14 protein-coding genes are annotated in these 15,336 nt (G+C 71.8%); 12 read left to right on the top strand and 2 right to left on the bottom strand.

Translation table 11 applies throughout. The features are described from left to right. The first annotated feature begins 219 nt into the window (after positions 1-219). The 12 genes from BLU95_RS00245 to BLU95_RS00190 all read left to right on the top strand — a co-directional run bounded on the left by BLU95_RS00245 (position 220) and on the right by BLU95_RS00190 (position 13,242). Positions 220-3,117 carry a CRISPR-associated endonuclease Cas3'' gene (locus tag BLU95_RS00245; RefSeq protein WP_231978165.1) on the top strand — a complete coding sequence of 966 codons (2,898 nt, stop codon included), beginning with the start codon at positions 220-222 and terminating at the stop codon, positions 3,115-3,117. A 558-nt stretch (positions 3,118-3,675) separates the two neighbouring features. Then, positions 3,676-5,244 (top strand): type I-E CRISPR-associated protein Cse1/CasA, encoded by a 1,569-nt coding sequence (gene casA, locus BLU95_RS00240; protein ID WP_231978164.1) that lies wholly within the window; start codon positions 3,676-3,678, stop codon positions 5,242-5,244. Then, positions 5,244-5,840 carry a type I-E CRISPR-associated protein Cse2/CasB gene (locus BLU95_RS00235; protein WP_093858083.1) on the top strand — a complete coding sequence of 199 codons (597 nt, stop codon included), beginning with the start codon at positions 5,244-5,246 and terminating at the stop codon, positions 5,838-5,840. The genes casA and BLU95_RS00235 overlap by 1 nt, the downstream gene beginning before the upstream one ends. Then, on the top strand, positions 5,840-6,994 hold the full coding sequence (cas7e, locus tag BLU95_RS00230) for a type I-E CRISPR-associated protein Cas7/Cse4/CasC (RefSeq protein ID WP_093858082.1): 1,155 nt from the start codon (positions 5,840-5,842) through the stop codon (positions 6,992-6,994). Before BLU95_RS00235 ends, cas7e begins: the two co-directional genes overlap by 1 nt. After that, positions 6,991-7,794, top strand: a complete 804-nt coding sequence (cas5e, locus tag BLU95_RS00225) for a type I-E CRISPR-associated protein Cas5/CasD (RefSeq protein WP_093858081.1) — start codon at positions 6,991-6,993, stop codon at positions 7,792-7,794. The genes cas7e and cas5e overlap by 4 nt, the downstream gene beginning before the upstream one ends. After that, on the top strand, positions 7,776-8,414 hold the full coding sequence (gene cas6e / locus BLU95_RS00220) for a type I-E CRISPR-associated protein Cas6/Cse3/CasE (protein WP_093858080.1): 639 nt from the start codon (positions 7,776-7,778) through the stop codon (positions 8,412-8,414). The genes cas5e and cas6e overlap by 19 nt, the downstream gene beginning before the upstream one ends. Positions 8,415-8,441: 27 nt before the next feature. Further along, a complete protein-coding gene (locus tag BLU95_RS00215) occupies positions 8,442-10,034 on the top strand; it encodes a TnsB C-terminal domain-containing protein (protein ID WP_093858079.1) in 1,593 nt (530 codons plus the stop codon). Further along, positions 10,031-10,804 (top strand): AAA family ATPase, encoded by a 774-nt coding sequence (locus tag BLU95_RS00210; RefSeq protein WP_093858078.1) that lies wholly within the window; start codon positions 10,031-10,033, stop codon positions 10,802-10,804. The genes BLU95_RS00215 and BLU95_RS00210 overlap by 4 nt, the downstream gene beginning before the upstream one ends. Before the next feature lie 448 nt (positions 10,805-11,252). Next, on the top strand, positions 11,253-11,615 hold the full coding sequence (locus BLU95_RS00205) for a PadR family transcriptional regulator (RefSeq protein WP_093858077.1): 363 nt from the start codon (positions 11,253-11,255) through the stop codon (positions 11,613-11,615). Then, positions 11,612-12,190 carry a hypothetical protein gene (locus BLU95_RS00200; RefSeq protein ID WP_159424648.1) on the top strand — a complete coding sequence of 193 codons (579 nt, stop codon included), beginning with the start codon at positions 11,612-11,614 and terminating at the stop codon, positions 12,188-12,190. The genes BLU95_RS00205 and BLU95_RS00200 overlap by 4 nt, the downstream gene beginning before the upstream one ends. Beyond that, positions 12,187-12,369, top strand: coding sequence for a hypothetical protein (locus tag BLU95_RS00195; RefSeq protein WP_093858075.1), 183 nt, complete (start codon positions 12,187-12,189; stop codon positions 12,367-12,369). The genes BLU95_RS00200 and BLU95_RS00195 overlap by 4 nt, the downstream gene beginning before the upstream one ends. 243 nt (positions 12,370-12,612) lie before the next feature. Then, positions 12,613-13,242, top strand: a complete 630-nt coding sequence (locus tag BLU95_RS00190) for a hypothetical protein (protein ID WP_093858074.1) — start codon at positions 12,613-12,615, stop codon at positions 13,240-13,242. Positions 13,243-13,310: 68 nt separating this feature from the next. Here the strand turns inward: BLU95_RS00190 and BLU95_RS00185 are convergent, their stop codons facing one another. Both BLU95_RS00185 and BLU95_RS00180 read right to left on the bottom strand, forming a co-directional pair. Further along, positions 13,311-13,670 (bottom strand): hypothetical protein, encoded by a 360-nt coding sequence (locus BLU95_RS00185; protein ID WP_093864541.1) that lies wholly within the window; start codon positions 13,668-13,670, stop codon positions 13,311-13,313. Positions 13,671-13,873: 203 nt separating this feature from the next. Beyond that, positions 13,874-15,196 (bottom strand): NsdA family TPR-like regulatory protein, encoded by a 1,323-nt coding sequence (locus BLU95_RS00180; RefSeq protein ID WP_502689782.1) that lies wholly within the window; start codon positions 15,194-15,196, stop codon positions 13,874-13,876. Positions 15,197-15,336: the final 140 nt, after the last annotated feature.

Genomic DNA, 15,336 nt, shown 5'->3' with positions numbered 1-15,336 from the left:
CAGCCTCGCATGCGCGAGGACGGTTCGACGAGGTTCGTTCCGGCTGGGATCGCCGTGTCAGCGTGGCTTACGCCGAGACCTGAGGGGGGTCGCCCGGTCGTCATTGTAGCCAGGACGTTCGGTGTGCTGCGTCGGTTCGCGGAAGTTGGGGATGGCCTGGCCTGTCGCTCCGGGGCGGGGGTGCGGTGGTGGTTGGCTGCGGGGGTGGGTCATGGGCGTGTGGGTGAGCGGGTGCCGGTCGGGTCGGGGGCGTCCGATGTGGTGGCGGAGGGCCGTTTCGGTGGGCTGTCGTTGCAGCCGTGGGGGAAGTCGGACAGCGCCGACGGGGTGTTCTACGGGCTGCTCTTCCATCTGCTGGACACCGCGGCGATCACGTTGGAGCTGTGGGACCGCTTCCTCACCAGGAGACAGAGGGAGTTGATCGCCGACGGGCTGGGTGTGGACGGGGCGGCGGCACGGTCGTTGACGGCGTTCTTCGCCTCGTTGCACGACATCGGGAAGCTGACGCCGTGGTGGCAGCACTCGGTCCCGGCGGGGTGGATGCGATTGGGGGAGGAGCTGCGGGAGGACGCGGGCCGGTTGGTGCACGTCCCGCACGACCGGGCGTCGATGCACCTGCTGGCCGGCCTCTTGGAGGAGCTGGGCTACGACGTGTCGGGCAACGACGCGCCGGGGGTGCGGGTGGCGCAGATCGCCGGTGGTCACCATGGCCGGTTCCTGCAGGTGGACCTGTCGGGCGCGGCCGCGGGAGCTCGGGTGAGGGCGGCTCTCGGGGGGTCGTTGTGGCAGGAGCTGCGCCGGCGCTACGTGGCGCAGCTGCGGCATCTGACCGGGGCGGGGCAGGTGCCGGGGCGGGTGTCGGTGGAGGCGGCGGTGGTGATCTGCGGGCTGGGGACGGTCGCGGACCGGCTGGCGAGCCGTCGAGCGGTGTGGCTGGGGCGGGCGCATGCTCCCGCCTACGGCGCGCGGGAGCATTTCGCCTGGTCCAGGGGGACGGCGAGGGAGGTGGTGGCCGACTCGGGCCTTGGGCGGGTGGCGGTGCCCGGGCTGCCGTTCGAGGTGGCGCACGGGCTGGAGGAACCGAACGCGCTGCAGGCGTCGGTGATGGCGCGGTTGCCGCTGCTTGCCGGCTCCGGGCGGGCGGGGATCCTGGTGGTGACCGACGCGACGGGGACGGGCAAGAGCGTCACCGCCCTGGAGGCGACGCGGGTCCTGAACGAGGCCTGCGGCACCAGTGGGGTGTGCTGGCTGACCCCGACGACGGCACTGGCGGACGCCGCCTTCGACACGGTCCGGAAGTGGGTGCGGGCGCACCGCCTCGAGGGTACGGAGGTCGGCCTGGTGCACAGCCACGGCTGGCACAGTGCCGCGTTCACCGATCGCCGGATCGCCGCCGTCGAGGGGGTGGTGACGGACGACGCGGACACTGACGGGGCCCGCGACGACCACCCCGGAGGTATCGGCGCCGAGGCCGGCCACGGGCGGCAGGGGCAGGCGCCGGCCGGTGCGGCGGAGAGACGGTCGGCGGGGTGGGAGCAGGGACTGCTGGCCCAGTTCACGGTCGCCACCGTCGACCAGGCACTCATGGCCGTCCAGCCCGTGCGCCACAACGCGCTGCGCCTGCTGGCCCTGTCGGGGCGCACCGTCGTCGTCGACGAGGCCCATGCCCTTGAGCCGTTCAGCGAGCTGCAGCTGCGCCGTCTGCTCGCCTGGTTGGGGGGCCTGGGCAGTCCGGTGGTCCTGTTGTCGGCCACCCTGCCCGCCAGCCGGTGCGACGCGCTGGTACGCGCCTACCTCGCGGGCACCGGCCTGTCGCGGCGCGCGCTCGAGCAATTCGTGTACACGCCAGCCTACCCGGGCTGGCTGTTCGCCGACAGCGCCACCGGGGTCCCGCATCGGATGGACGAGGAACCCAGGCGGCGCCACATCCGCGAGCACACCCGCACCGTCCGCTTCGAGGAGTGCCGGGTGCCGCTCTGGGGCCGGGCCCGCACCTCGGACGGGCCCGCCGCGCCGACGCACCTGGACGCGGCCGCCTCGCTGCTGGCGCCCTTCGCCGAGCACGGCGGCTGCGCCGCGGTGGTCAGGGCGAGCACGGCCGACGCCCAGGCGACCTACCTGCATCTGAAGGACGCCTGGCCGCACGCGGCCGGGGACGTGGTGCTGCTGCACGCCCGCCTGCCCGCCGACCGTCGCCAGGAGGTCACCGCCCGGGTGCGGGCCGCACTGGGACCCGCCGGCCCGCGCCCGCGGCGGATGATCGTGGTGGCAACCAGCGTGCTGGAGCTGGGCCTGAACCTGGACCTGGACGAGATGGTCGCCGACCTCGCCGCGCTGGCCCGGCTCCTGCAACTGGCGGGGCGGCTGCGCCGCTTCGAGCTCGCCTGGCGCGGCACGGGGGACCGGCGGGCCGCGTGGCTGCGCGGCCTCGTCGCCCGCCTGACCGTCCTCGTACCGACGAACGCGGACGGCAAGACGTCGATCCCGCCACACTGGCGCCCGCTCGAGCCGGCCTTCCTCCTGCACGAGACCGCGGCCCTGCTGCAGGACCTCGGACAGGAGGACATCGAGATCCCCGGCCGCGTCCAAGAACTCCTCGAGGCCGTCCACGGCGCCCCCTCCACCTTCCACCGCGCCACCTGGGACCTCGAGCAGCGGCTGGCCGGGTACATGGCGGCCGTCGGTGCCCAGGAGCACCTGAGTGCCCGCCAGCTCGTGCCGCCGCCCGCGAGGGTCTCCTCCCTGGCCGACCTGCACCGCCAGCACCTGACCGCCGCCCAGGCCGTCACCCGCCCCGGAGTCCTGCCCAGGCGACTTCTCCCGTGCCACCACCGACCGGGAAGCCGGAGCCTGACGCTGGACGCGGCCGGGGAGCACCCACTGCCCGTGACCGGCCGGCCCACTGCCGCGCAGGTACGCGCGATCCTGCAGCGCACCCTGCCGGCCCCACGCGCCTGGATCCCGCACGTGCCCGTGTCCAACGCCGCCCCGCCCGCCTGGCGCGACCATCCGCTGCTCGCCGACATCGTGCTGCTGCCCGGCGAGGGCTTCCACCGGTTCGGGGACAGTCGGATGCGGATCGACCCCGAACTCGGCCTGGTCCGCGAACGGGACTGACCGGGGCCGGTCCTTGTTCGACGTGGCCTCGAACCCGACGGGAGCGCCGGCCCGCGGTGCGCCGCAGCGCCGGGGGAAGGAGGAGTGGGACCCGGACCCGTGTCCGGGCCGCGCCCGCGCGGCGTGCACGACGGTGTGACCGGCATGGGGCGGGTGCCTGGGCGCCGTGAACGGGACACCTTACCCCATATGACGACTGTAAGTCACATAATTCTCACCGGTTGTGCATTGCCGGGAGGGCCGTGGTTGGCTGGCGCAGCGGGCACAGTCGAGCCGGAGCACGACCGGAAATCCTCACTGTTCCCTTGCTGCAGAACAGATCTGACGAAATATCAGCAGTAGCGATGGATGTGTTCCGCCTGCTTCGGATACCGCACTTGCGTCGCACGCCCCGTGCCGAGCGGTGACGGCGGCCGGGTATGCGTCTCGGTGTGGGGATGCCCGCCGCCCCCCTCCCGGCGCGTGCCGCGCATGCGTCCCCGGCGGTGCGCCGCCCGCACACTCCACCCCTGTCCACCTCTCCTGCCGCGCCCCCGCGCCGACCTGTGGAGCCGTCCCGTGTCCAGCACCGCCGCCCCCGATCCGCCGTCCTTCAGTGTCGCCGACCGGCCCTGGATCCCGGTGCGCACCCGCACCGCCTACGAGCACGTCGGACTGCGTGAACTCCTCCTGCGCGCGCACGAGTTCGACGACCTGGCGTTCGCGATCCCGCCCGTTGCCTCCGCGGTCCTGCGCGTGGCGAGCGCCATCGCGGCCCGTATCTGCGCCCTGGACGACACCGACCTGAGCGCGTCGCGGTGGAACCGGCTGCGCCGTGACCTGCTCGAGAACACCGACCGCTTCGATCCGAAGGAGGTCCACGCCTACTTCGACCGGCACGAGCACCGCCTCGACGCCTTCCACCCCGAGCGCCCCTGGCTGCAGGACCCGCGACTGGCCCACCAGAGCGACCCGGCCGGCATCAACACCCTCGTCCTCGGCCGCGCCACGGGAAACAACTTCGCCTGGTTCGGCCCCCACACCGACGCCGCACCCCACCCCCTCCCCACGGCCGAGGCCGTCCAGCACCTACTGCTCCACCACTTCTACGGACGCTCCGGCGCCGCTAAACCCCGCACGGTCGGCACCTACCGCAACAACAAACTCACCAGCGCACCGCTGCGCGGCACCGTCTCCTTCCACCCGCTGGGCCGCACCCTGTACGAAACCCTCCTGGCGGGCATACCGGCGTTCCACGGCGACTACCACCCCGCCGTCGACCTGAGCCCGTGGGAGGAAGAGGACCTGCCGGACCCGATGGCCCCGCCGGCCCCGGTCACCTGGCCGGGCCGGCTGCTCACCGGCCGCTCCCGCCACGCGCTCCTGCTCGTCCCCGGCCCCGACGGCACCACCGTCACCGACGCGCACCTGGCCTGGGCCACTCGCCACCCCAAACCCACGGCCCTCGACCCCTACGTCGTCCTGCAGCTGAACCCCACCGCCAAGGACCCCGAAAAACGCTGCACAGCGCGCCGGGCGGACACCGGACGGGCCTGGTGGCGGGAACTGGAAGCACTGCTGCTGGCCCCCGACGAGAGCGCCCGCACCCGCAGGCCACAGGTCTTCGACACCCTCAACGACCTCCCCGCCACCGTCCGCGACACCTTGCGCGTACGGGTCCACGGCTTCCACCAGGACCACCAGTGCGTCGACTACGGCTGGTACACCGCGCTGACCCCACCACTGCTCGCCTGGGCCCAGGAGAACGACCCCGGGCGCGCCCAGCGCATCGCCGACTGCTGCCGCACCGCCGAAGACATCGCGCACGCTCTGACCAGGGCCGCCAACCAGGCATGGAAGGACACCACCACCCCGCCCGGCGCCAACAGGAGCAGCCGACCCGCACGCAGGAGCCGCTGGGCCGAGCGCGCCGGCGCCGCGTACTGGCCACTCGCGGAGAAGACGTTCTGGCGCCTGCTGCACGACACCGACCACCCGGTGGGCCCCGCCTTCGCCCACGACGCGATCACCGCCCTGCGCCAGGCCACCGACAGCGCCGTGATCCAGCACAGAGCAGCCGCCCGAGCCCGCACCACCGCCACGACCACGCTGCGCCTCGCCGGCGCCCGCCTGCCCAAGGGGAGCTGATGGCCACCGCACCCGAGCACCGCCGCCACTGCCAGGACTTCGTCACCGACATCGCTGCCCTGTGCACCCGGCCCGGCATCCGCGCCGTCCTGAAGAGAGGCCGGGGCAGGCCCGTCGAGGACTGCCTCGACCTGACACCCCACCTCAGCCGCCTCACCCGCGGCCACGGGGCACGCCGCGCCCACTACACCGTCGCCGCCCTCATCGCCCTGACCACCCCCACCGTCCCCGCGGCTACCGACCCCTTCGACGAGAACACCACCCCCGCCGCGGACACGGGGGAGGACCCCTACCGGACCCCCGCGTGGCGCCGGCGCCCCGACCTCGGGACGACCCTGGCCACCGCAGCCCGCGACCACGGCTTCAACCCCGGCCGCACCGAGGACGACCTCAAGGTCCTCGTGCGTCTGGGCGAGGACCAGACCCACCGCCGTCTGCCCGCCCTCGCCGAACGCCTCGCCGCCGCAGGGCTGCGCCCCGACTGGGCCGTCCTGCTGGACGACCTGGCCGTGCGCGCCCACACCGCCGGGCAGGTCGGCACCCGCTGGCTCGACAACTTCTACCTGCGCCTCGACACCGTGAAGGACCCGACCTGATGCGCCACCGCTTCCTCGACCTGCACGTCCTGCAGGCCGTCCCCGCCGCCAACCTCAACCGCAACGACGCCCAGGAACCGAAGACCATCGACGTCGGCAACACCACCCGCGCCATGGTCTCCAGCCAAGCATGGAAACGCGTCATCCGCCTCGACATCGAGGAAGAACTCAAGGAACCCGCCGCCCGCACCCGCCAACTGCCCGCCGTCCTCGCCGAACACCTGCTCGCCCGGGGCTGGCCCGCCGACCTCGCCGCCTTCGCCGGCGCCCAGGTCGCCCGCAGCGCCACCACCGGCGGCCTCAAGACCGACCCCGCCAACAACGGCCGCACCCTCGCACTGGCCTACGTGCCCGCCGACATCACCGACGCCCTCGCCGACCTGTGCACCGACCACCGCACCGCCCTTGAGGACGGCCACACCGACTACACCGCGGCCACCAAGAAACCCGCCCTGAAAGCCCTGCTGCCCACCAAGAAGATCGCCGGAATCCTCACCCGCCGCACCGACAGCATCGCCCTGCTGGGCCGCATGCACGCCGAACTGCCCGACGCCCATGTCGAAGCAGCCCTGCAGATGGCCCCCGCCTTCACCGTCCACAAGGCCGACCTCCAGCCGGACTACTTCACCAGTGTCGAGGACTGGCCCCGGCCCGGCGAAAGCGGCAGCGCCCACCTGCAGACCGCCTTCCTCACCACCGGCCTGTTCTACCGCTACGCGACCGTCAACCTCACCGGCCTGCTCGACAACCTGAACGCCGACATCGACCGCGCCCGCCGCGTGCTCACCGCATTCACCGACGCCTACCTCATGACCCTGCCCCAGGCCAAGAAGACCGCCACCGCCCACCACAGCCTGCCCGACCTCGTCCACTACACGATCCGCGAACGCCGACCCGTCTCCTACAGCGCCGCCTTCGAACAACCCGTCACCGCCCACCCCCGCGGCGGCTACACCCAACCCGCCCGCGACGCACTCGCCTCCTACGCCACCGCCGTCGACCGCCTCATCGGCACCCGCCACCGCCACGCCCACGGCCACGCCGGCACCCTCGACACCCCCATCACCGAACTGGGCACCCACCACCCCTCCTTCGAGCACCTCACCGCCGCCGTCACCGCCACCGCCTACCCCCACACCCGGGACACCGCATGAGCGGCCTGCTGCTGCGCCTGGCCGGCGTGTGGCAGGCCTGGGGCCAGCACGCGGCCTTCCCGCACCACCGCGACACCGCCCTTCACCCCACCCGCTCCGGCCTCATCGGCCTGATCACCGCCGCCCAGGGCCGCACCCGCGACAACGCCCTCACCCCCTACGAGCAGCTGCCCGGCCGGCCCAGCCACCACGACCTGACCTTCACCGTCCGCGTCGACAACCCCGGCACTCCCCACGAGGACTACCACACCGTCGGCGGCGGCCACCCGCCCGACAAACGCCTGTACCTGGCCAACGGCAGCAAGCGCACAGCCCAGGCAGCCACACTCGTCTCCCGCCGCCACTACCTGGCCGGCGCCGTCTTCACCGTCGCCGTCACCGGCCCCGACCCGCTCATCGACGACATCGCCGACGCCCTCGACAACCCCGCCCACGCGCCCTTCCTCGGCCGCCGCGCCTGCATCCCCGACGAACCCCTCGTCCTCGGCCCGCCCCTGCCCGACCCGATCACCGAACTCCTCACCCGCGCCCCCGTCAGCTGGCCCACACCCCCCACCGGCCCCACCGCACCCGTCATCCTCTGGTCGGAAACACCCCCCACCGACCACCCCCACACCTCTCCCGACAACGAACTCGCCGCCGAACCCACCGACTGGCGCACCGAACACCGCACCTACCTCGCCCGCCCCCTGTGGCGCACCACCGAACACCTCCCCGCCCACCTGTACGCCGGAAAACGCCCCATCGACACTCTCACCGCCTACCTCCACAAGGACCCCGCATGGCCGCCCACACCCTGACCCTCATCCGCCTCAACCCGCACCACAACGCCGCCCGCGCCGACCTGAGGGCCGCCGACAGCCTCCACAAGACCCTCATGCGCCTCATCCCCGAACGCACCGGACCCACCCCCCGCAAGGACGCCGGCCTGCTCTTCCGCCTCGACGAGGACAACACCCCGACCCTGCTCGTCCAGACCGCCGTACACCCCGACCTGAGCGCCCTGCCCAACGGCTACGGCACCTGCACCACCAAAGACCTCACCCCCATGCTCAACGCCCTCACCCCCGGCCTGCCCGTCCACTACCGCATCACCGCCAACCCCGTCGCACACCGCATGACCGAACAGGTCCGCAACGGCACTGCCAAACGCGGCACCCTCACCGCCCTGCACGGCGACGACGCCCTCGCCTGGTGGCGCCGCAAAGCCACCCACGCAGGCCTCGACATCCGCACCACCACCGCCACCCGCCTGCGCTTCCGCCGCGACTACACCACCCCCGGCCCCCACCACAGCCTCACCCGCTTCGACGGCACCGCCCTGATCACCGACCCCGCCCTCCTGCACACCGCCCTCACCCACGGCATCGGACGCGGCAAGGCCCACGGCGCCGGCCTGCTCACCCTCGCCCCTGCCTGACCACCCGACCCCCCACCGGAAACCGCCATGAACCCACCACTCCCGCCCGAGCCGAGCACCACCGAACTGCGCGCAGCCGGCGTACGCCGCCTCCTGCACCTGCACGCCGAAGGCCAACTCACCGCCACCCACATCAGCCTCACCGCCGCCACCTTCGGCGTCACCCCCCGCACCGTCCACCGCTGGATCGCCAACGCCCGCACCCACCACGGCCACTACACCCCCACCACCCGCGACCGCTTCACCCTCACCCCCGACATGCACACCGCCATCGCCCGCCACCGCGGCAACGTCGCCGCCGCCTACCAGGAACTCCGCGACGAAACCCCCCAAGACACACCACCCCTGCCCTCCCGGGCCACCTTCTACCGCGCCGTCGAACACGACATCCCCAAAGGCCAACGCGCAGGCCTGGCCGGCGGCGAACAAGCCCGCCGCCGCCACGACCTCCACGGCACCCGCCCCCGCGGCCACCGCAACCAGTACTGGGAGACCGACCACGTCGAAGCCAGCGTCCGCGTCGTCATCGACAACCGCATCGTCCGCAAGCCCTGGATCACCTGGTTCGTCGACGCCGCCACCAACGCCATCTGCGGACTCGCCGTCAGCCCCCAGTACGGAAGCAGCGAAAGCATCCTCCTCGCCCTGCGCGACGCCCTGCTGCGCACCCCGGGCCACGGCCCCTTCGGCGGCCTGCCCGGCCGCGTCCGCGTGGACGGCGGAAAGGACTTCCTTTCCAACGCGGTCGGCCAGGCCCTCGCGGCCTTCGGTGTCGAACTGGTCAGACTGCCGCCCCGGCGCCCCGACCTCAAACCCCACGTCGAAGCCGTCAACGGCGCCGTCAAGGACATGCTCTTCAAGGGCCTGCCCGGCTACACCCACGACCCCGCCGCCCCACGACGCAAGAACAAGGAACCGGAACACCTGCTCACCCTGGAGTCCTTCGTCCTCATGCTGCGCGAATGGGTCACCCGCTGGAACACCGAGCACACCATCCCCACCATGGGCGGGCGCACCCCCGCCCAGGCATGGAACGAAGACCTCTCCCCGGTCTGGGACGTCAGCCCCACCGACGTGCACACCTTCACCCTCGCCCGCCACGGCAACGCACTGACCATCCACCCGGCCGGCGTGCGATGGCGCAACCGCGACTACACCGCCCCCTGGATGCACACCCCCACCACCCAGGTCGGCCGCAAGGTCCACCTGCGCTACATGCCCCACCACGAGGACGAGATCGAACTCTACGACGCCGCCACCGGTCGACACCTCGGCCAGGCCCGACCCGCCGACCAGGCCACCCCCAAGGAAGTCCGCGCGCTCCTCAACGCCCGCTCACGCGAAGCCGACCGCCTGCGATCCCGCCTCCGCGACGCAGAGAAGAGCAGGAACGAACGCTTCGCCGCACTCACCCAGCCCGCCCCGCCCAGGCACCTGCTCACCATCACCCACCAGGAAGCCACCCGCGAACTGCGCGAACTCAACGCCCACGACACGGCCGGCGAAGCCCTGCCCGACTACATCCCACTGCCCCAACCGTCCGCCCACTGGACCACCCCGCTCGGCAACAAGCCGACCGCACACCCGGCCACCGACCCCGAGAGCAACGAGGACACGTGAACGATCACCGGCCCACCGCGCGCCCCGGCCTGCTGCCCCGCCCGCAGGACGACCACTACCTGCGCCTGCCCGAAGCCCGGGCCGTCGCCACCGACGCGGCCCGCAGGGTCGCGATGCAACTGGAGAAGGTCATCGCAGCCCGCGCCATGATGGGCATCCACGGCGACGTCGGCCTCGGCAAGACCTTCGCCGTCCACGCCACCCTGCGCGAACTCGCCCCCGACACCACCATCCGCCTGCAGGTCCACCTGGGCATGAAGAACGGCGACATCCACACCGCCCTCGCCCAGGCCCTCGAACTGCCCCCCGAGGTCCCCTACGAACGCCTCGTCCACACCCTGGCCGACACCCCGAACGTCCTGCTGTGCGACGAAGCCCAACACCTCAGCGCCACAGCCTTCGAATACCTGCGCACCCTCTGGGACCGGACCCAGCGGCCCCTCGTATTCGTCGGCGCCGACAGCACCCACAAGAAACTCAGGGACCGCCGCGCCCTGGCCTCGCGCATCCACGACTGGGAGCAGTTCCGCCCCCTCACACCGGCCGACGTGCTCACCCACATCCCCGCCTTCCACCCCCTGTGGGAGCAAGCGGACAACGACCTGATCATGTACACCGACGACTATGTCTGCCACGGCAACTTCCGCAGCTGGGCCAACGTCACCTACCACGCACGCGACGAGATGGCCCGGAATGCGGGTATCGCGCTCGACAAGAAACTCATCCGCTGGATCATGAGTCGCCTCGACAGCACCATGCGGGACTTCTGAGCCTGTACAGGGGCCCCAGCCGGCGGTTCTGCACCGCAGGTACGGGTGTATCCGCGGAGACTGTCGCAGCATGCGGGCCGGACGCGGATCACGGGCAGATGATGCCGAGCGCGGCGTCAAAACACCATCGCTCGCAGAGCAGGCCGCCCTGTTCGGAGAGCCGGTGGTCTTCGTGTCCGCAGGCTCTGACCCGGTGAGCGGACGTCGAAGCCGGCGGGCCGGCTTTCGGTTTCCTGGGCGGCTCGGGCAAGAGCGAGACGCTCATGGCTGCGGTCGCGTAGGGGCCGGAACGGCCTGGGCCCGATCGACGGCGTGGGCATGCCGCGGTCACAGGGCGATTCCGGGAAAGGCGAGGTGACGGTCCGTCGGCGGTGTTTCGGTAGTTGTAGAAAGTTATTGCGCGCCCCTTGCCGACAGCTGTAGATTGTTTGGTGTGAAGACTCCGAAGATGACCGCGCACACCCAGACGGTGCTGCGCGCGCTGCTGGGGAAGACGCCGGACGGGTCGGCGATTCCGGGTGCACTGGAGGACGGCGTGTACGGGCTGGAGCTGTCGCAGGTGACGGGCTTGGCGACCGGGACGCTGTTCCCCCTGCTGGAGCGCCTGATCCAGTCGGGCTGGGTGGAGCGGTACTGGGAGGGCGACGAGGCCGCGGAGGCGGCGGGCCGTACCCGGCGCCGCTACTACCGGCTATCCGCTTCCGGCGCGGCGAGCGCCCGCCTCGCTCTGGCCGAGGCAATGGCTTCCGGAAAGGCGGCCCCCTACACTCCCCGTCGCCGCGCCACGGTTTCGCACGGGGGCGCCGCGTGAACGGCACCCCTCCCGAAGGCCGCATGCGGCGCCTTCTCCTGTTCAAGCAGCAGTTCGACGTACTGCCAGCCAGCCGTGGGGCCGACTGGCGCGTCACTGAGTTGGGCCGGGTTTTTTCCGCCGACCGCGATCCGGTGTCGCAGTCCGACGGCCGCAGCTTCCTGGTGTGGGCGACCGAGTCGGCCGAGGACCGCTGGCACGGAGACGCGGACGAGTCCGAGTTCCTCTTCGTCTATTCGTCGAGGTCCGAGCACCTGGCGGCCGACACCGTCATGAAGGCTGCTGCGGCAACACCGGATGGCTACGGCAGGACCGTCGGGGACGTTGCCCTTGCCGCATCGGCCGAGACCGGCGCCGCTGTGGTGGGGCGTGAGCGCCTGGGTGGTCGGCTGTGCCGGGTGATGGCATTCACCATTCCGTCGAAGGACCGCCCGGAGTGGGTGGAGGAGCGCCGGCAGATGCTGTCGGAGACGCCGGGGCGCTGGCACCGGGCGCGGTTTCTGCTGTCCGAGCTTCGCGGCCTGCTGGTGAACGCGGTCGTCCTGAGGTCCGGTCGGCAGCGGGAATCGGCATGACGATCGACACCGACAGGCCCCGGGTTCCTGCGCCGACACTGCTGGCTGTGGTGAGGCGCTGGTTCGACCCGACCACCGCGCGTGGCCTGATCCTCATTCCCGTGACCGTCGGCATCATCCTGTGGCTGGTAACAGGCGTGATCCCCAACCACCTGTCGGTGAGCATCACCTGGCGTTGACCCGCCGCTGTGTGCAGGACCTCCACGTGCCGGGTCCGCACCGGGTTGTTCCGGTTCGATGCCAGTTGGGTTCGGGGGCAGGGGGCCGGGGGCCGGATGAGTTGTGTGCGCCGGGTGACGGCGCTCCTCGAGATCAGCTCTGCCCGGACTGCCGTGCAGGATCCTTTGGCCTGGTTCAATGCAACGGTGATCAAGGCAGCGGGACCGGAGCGTCCCGATGGCGGGTGGGGGAGAGGACCAGTAGTGGCGTCCGAGTCCCGCCCCACTGCGAAAGGGCCGGCGCGGGCGGACTGGGAACTGACGCCATTGGAAGGTGTCGGGCCGCTGAGTTTCGGCGCGCTCGTCCCGGAGGTCGCCGCAGAGCTGCCGGGTATGGCCGAGCTGCGTCGATTCCAGGCCGACCCGTCGTTTCCCGAGACCCTCGGAGTGGAGTTCGGCACGGAGCCGGAGAAGCCTGCCGTCTATGCCTACTTCACAGACCACCGACTGTTCTGTGTCGCGGTCGACGCGGTCCACGGACCCCAGGTATCCCTCTGGGGGCGGGAGCTGACCTCCTGTGTCCCGGGCGATCTGGAGAGGTTCCTCCTGCACGCTCACAGGTGCGGGGTGATCGATGTGTCCTACGGCCCGCGGGGAAACCCTGGGGCCAACGCACTCGGCCTGGTCCTGCGGGTCCAGGAGACTCCCGGTGGCCCGGGCACCCGTCCTGTCATGGTGGGCCGGGCCTGGGCCGAACGGTGCACCGACGATTGGGAAGGCGCGATCCCGGAATGCGAATGGGTCGGCCGTCAGTGGACCTACCCGGGTCACTCGGAGAACTGGCCTGCACCTGGCCACGCGCCGAGCTGGGGAGACTGGCAGCCTCCCTTCTGAATCGAACACCCCTTCCGTCGCAACCGGGCCCGGACGGACGTGGCGGGACCCGGCGCCAGGGGTGGGGCTCAGGTCAGCAGGCGTCCGTCCTGCGGATCGAAGCAGACCAGGCCTGCGGACCGTGCGACATCGACGGCGTACGCGGCGGCCTCCTGGTACTTGCTGAACACCATTCCGAAGTAGAACAGGGGGCCGCTCGCGTTGGCGATCAGCGGCCCGTCCGACCAGGGACTCGCGTCCTCGTCCTCGTCGTCCGCGCCCAGGTCGGGCCACCGTGCCACCAGCGCCGCGACGTACTGCCCGATGCGCGCGGTCGGCTCGACGCTCCGACTGCCCATGAACTCACTGTGGAGATCCGCGAACACCGCACGCGCCGCGGCGTCGCCGGCGGGACGCTCGCCTTCCCAAACAGCCAGGTCGTAACTCATGGCCGCATTCTGCACGCCGCCGCCGACAGGTCCCCTGCCGAACGCTCTCCGCGGACGACAGCCTGCTTCCGCAGATCCTCGTCAACCTCGAAACGAGTGAGCCACGTCGGGCGCTCCACCGTCCCGACGCCGCCCCTCCTGGCGCGTGGAGGTTCCGCACGACTCCCTCGTCGCTCGCCTCGCAGGACCCGATCTGCGCGCTCCTACTCGAGGGCGGATGCTCGTTCGTCGAGTTCTTCGACGCCGGGGATGTCGCGGAGCCGGTAGAGGCGGGCGCGCATGTCGTGGACGGCGTCCTGGACTTTGACGGAGCGGATGCCGTCCGCGCAGTCGAGGAAGTCGTTCCAGACGGTGAGGGCGCCGTCGACGTCGTCCTGGCGGAGGCGGACGGTTCCGAGGTCGGCGAGGACGATGGCGCGGGTGCGGCGGCGGTCGAGGCCGTGGATGTCGAGCGCGTGGTGGAGGTGGTCCTGGGCGCTGGCGTGATCGCCGAGGCGGGCGAGGATCATGCCGGCTTCGTGGGCCCAGCGGCCGATGCTGTAGTGCGAGGCCCAGGAGTCGCCCGGTGTGCCGGTGGCGCGTTCGATGGAGGTCTGGGAGGTGGCGAGGGAGCGGGTGGCGGTGGGCCGGTCGCCGTCGAGCGCGGCGGCGTTGGCCAGGGTGGCCTGGTAGTAGGCGACGGCGCGGGGGTCGTCGAGGTTCTTGGCGTGGTTCACGCAGTCCTCGGCGACGCGGACGGCGGTCGCGCGGAAGCCGAGGTCGATGGCCTGGACGGCCAGGCCGCGCAGGGCGGTTGCGGCCAGTTCGGCGTCACCGGCCTCGGAGGCCAGGCGGAAGGAGTGCGCGTAGTACTGCTGGGCGGCGTCCTGGTTGCCCTCGTCCTGGGCCATCCAGCCCGCCAGGTGCACGAGTTGGGAGGCGGCGGCGAACAGGTCGCGGCCGACGGCCTCGGTCCAGGTGCCGTCCAGCCAGACGGAGACGTCCTCGTGGAGGTAGCGGACGGCGAGGTGGCGGGCATGTCCGCCGCCGAGTTCCGCCGCTGCGTCGCCCAAGGACCTGGTCATCTGCCGGACCGCCGCGACCTCGCCCTGGCCGACACGGACCTTCCCGCCGGACTTCAGGCGGACGCGACGCAGCAGGCTCTCCGGGTCGGGCAGCCCCAGGGCCGCGAGCGCGTAGGCGCTGGAGGCGGCCACGAATCCCCGGCGATCCACCACGTCCCTCCGGCTCAGCTCGATGACGCAATCCACGGTATCGCCCGGGGCCGGATCTTTCGGACCGGTCGGCGAACTGTCGTCCGCCGGCGGTGGCCGCAGTTCCAGGACCTCGATCAGGTACGGCAGCCAGTATGTGGGGACACGTCCACCGAGTTCCCACCGCGACACCTGGTCACGCCCGGGCCCGGCGGCTCCCTTGCCCTCGGCGGCGCCGAGTTCGCGGCCGAGCCGGGGCTGCGACCAGCCGTTGTGCTTCCTGGCGGCTCTGATCAGTGCCCCGATCGGTGCGGTGTCCGCCGACACGACCATCCCTCCCCTGGCCGACACCGGCCGACAAACGGCCGACGACTGGCCTACACCCTGGCAGCTTCTGCTCCAGCGTGCACGGTCGTTGACTGAGAGTCAGCCGCTCGTGGTCGGAGAGGACACAGTTCCCTCCCTCGAACCGT

The organism is Streptomyces sp. TLI_053, from assembly GCF_900105395.1.
Classification (GTDB): Bacteria; Actinomycetota; Actinomycetes; order Streptomycetales; family Streptomycetaceae; genus Kitasatospora.
The sequence above is the reverse complement of the archived record's forward strand: the minus strand, read 5'-3'. Positions and strand labels throughout refer to the sequence as shown.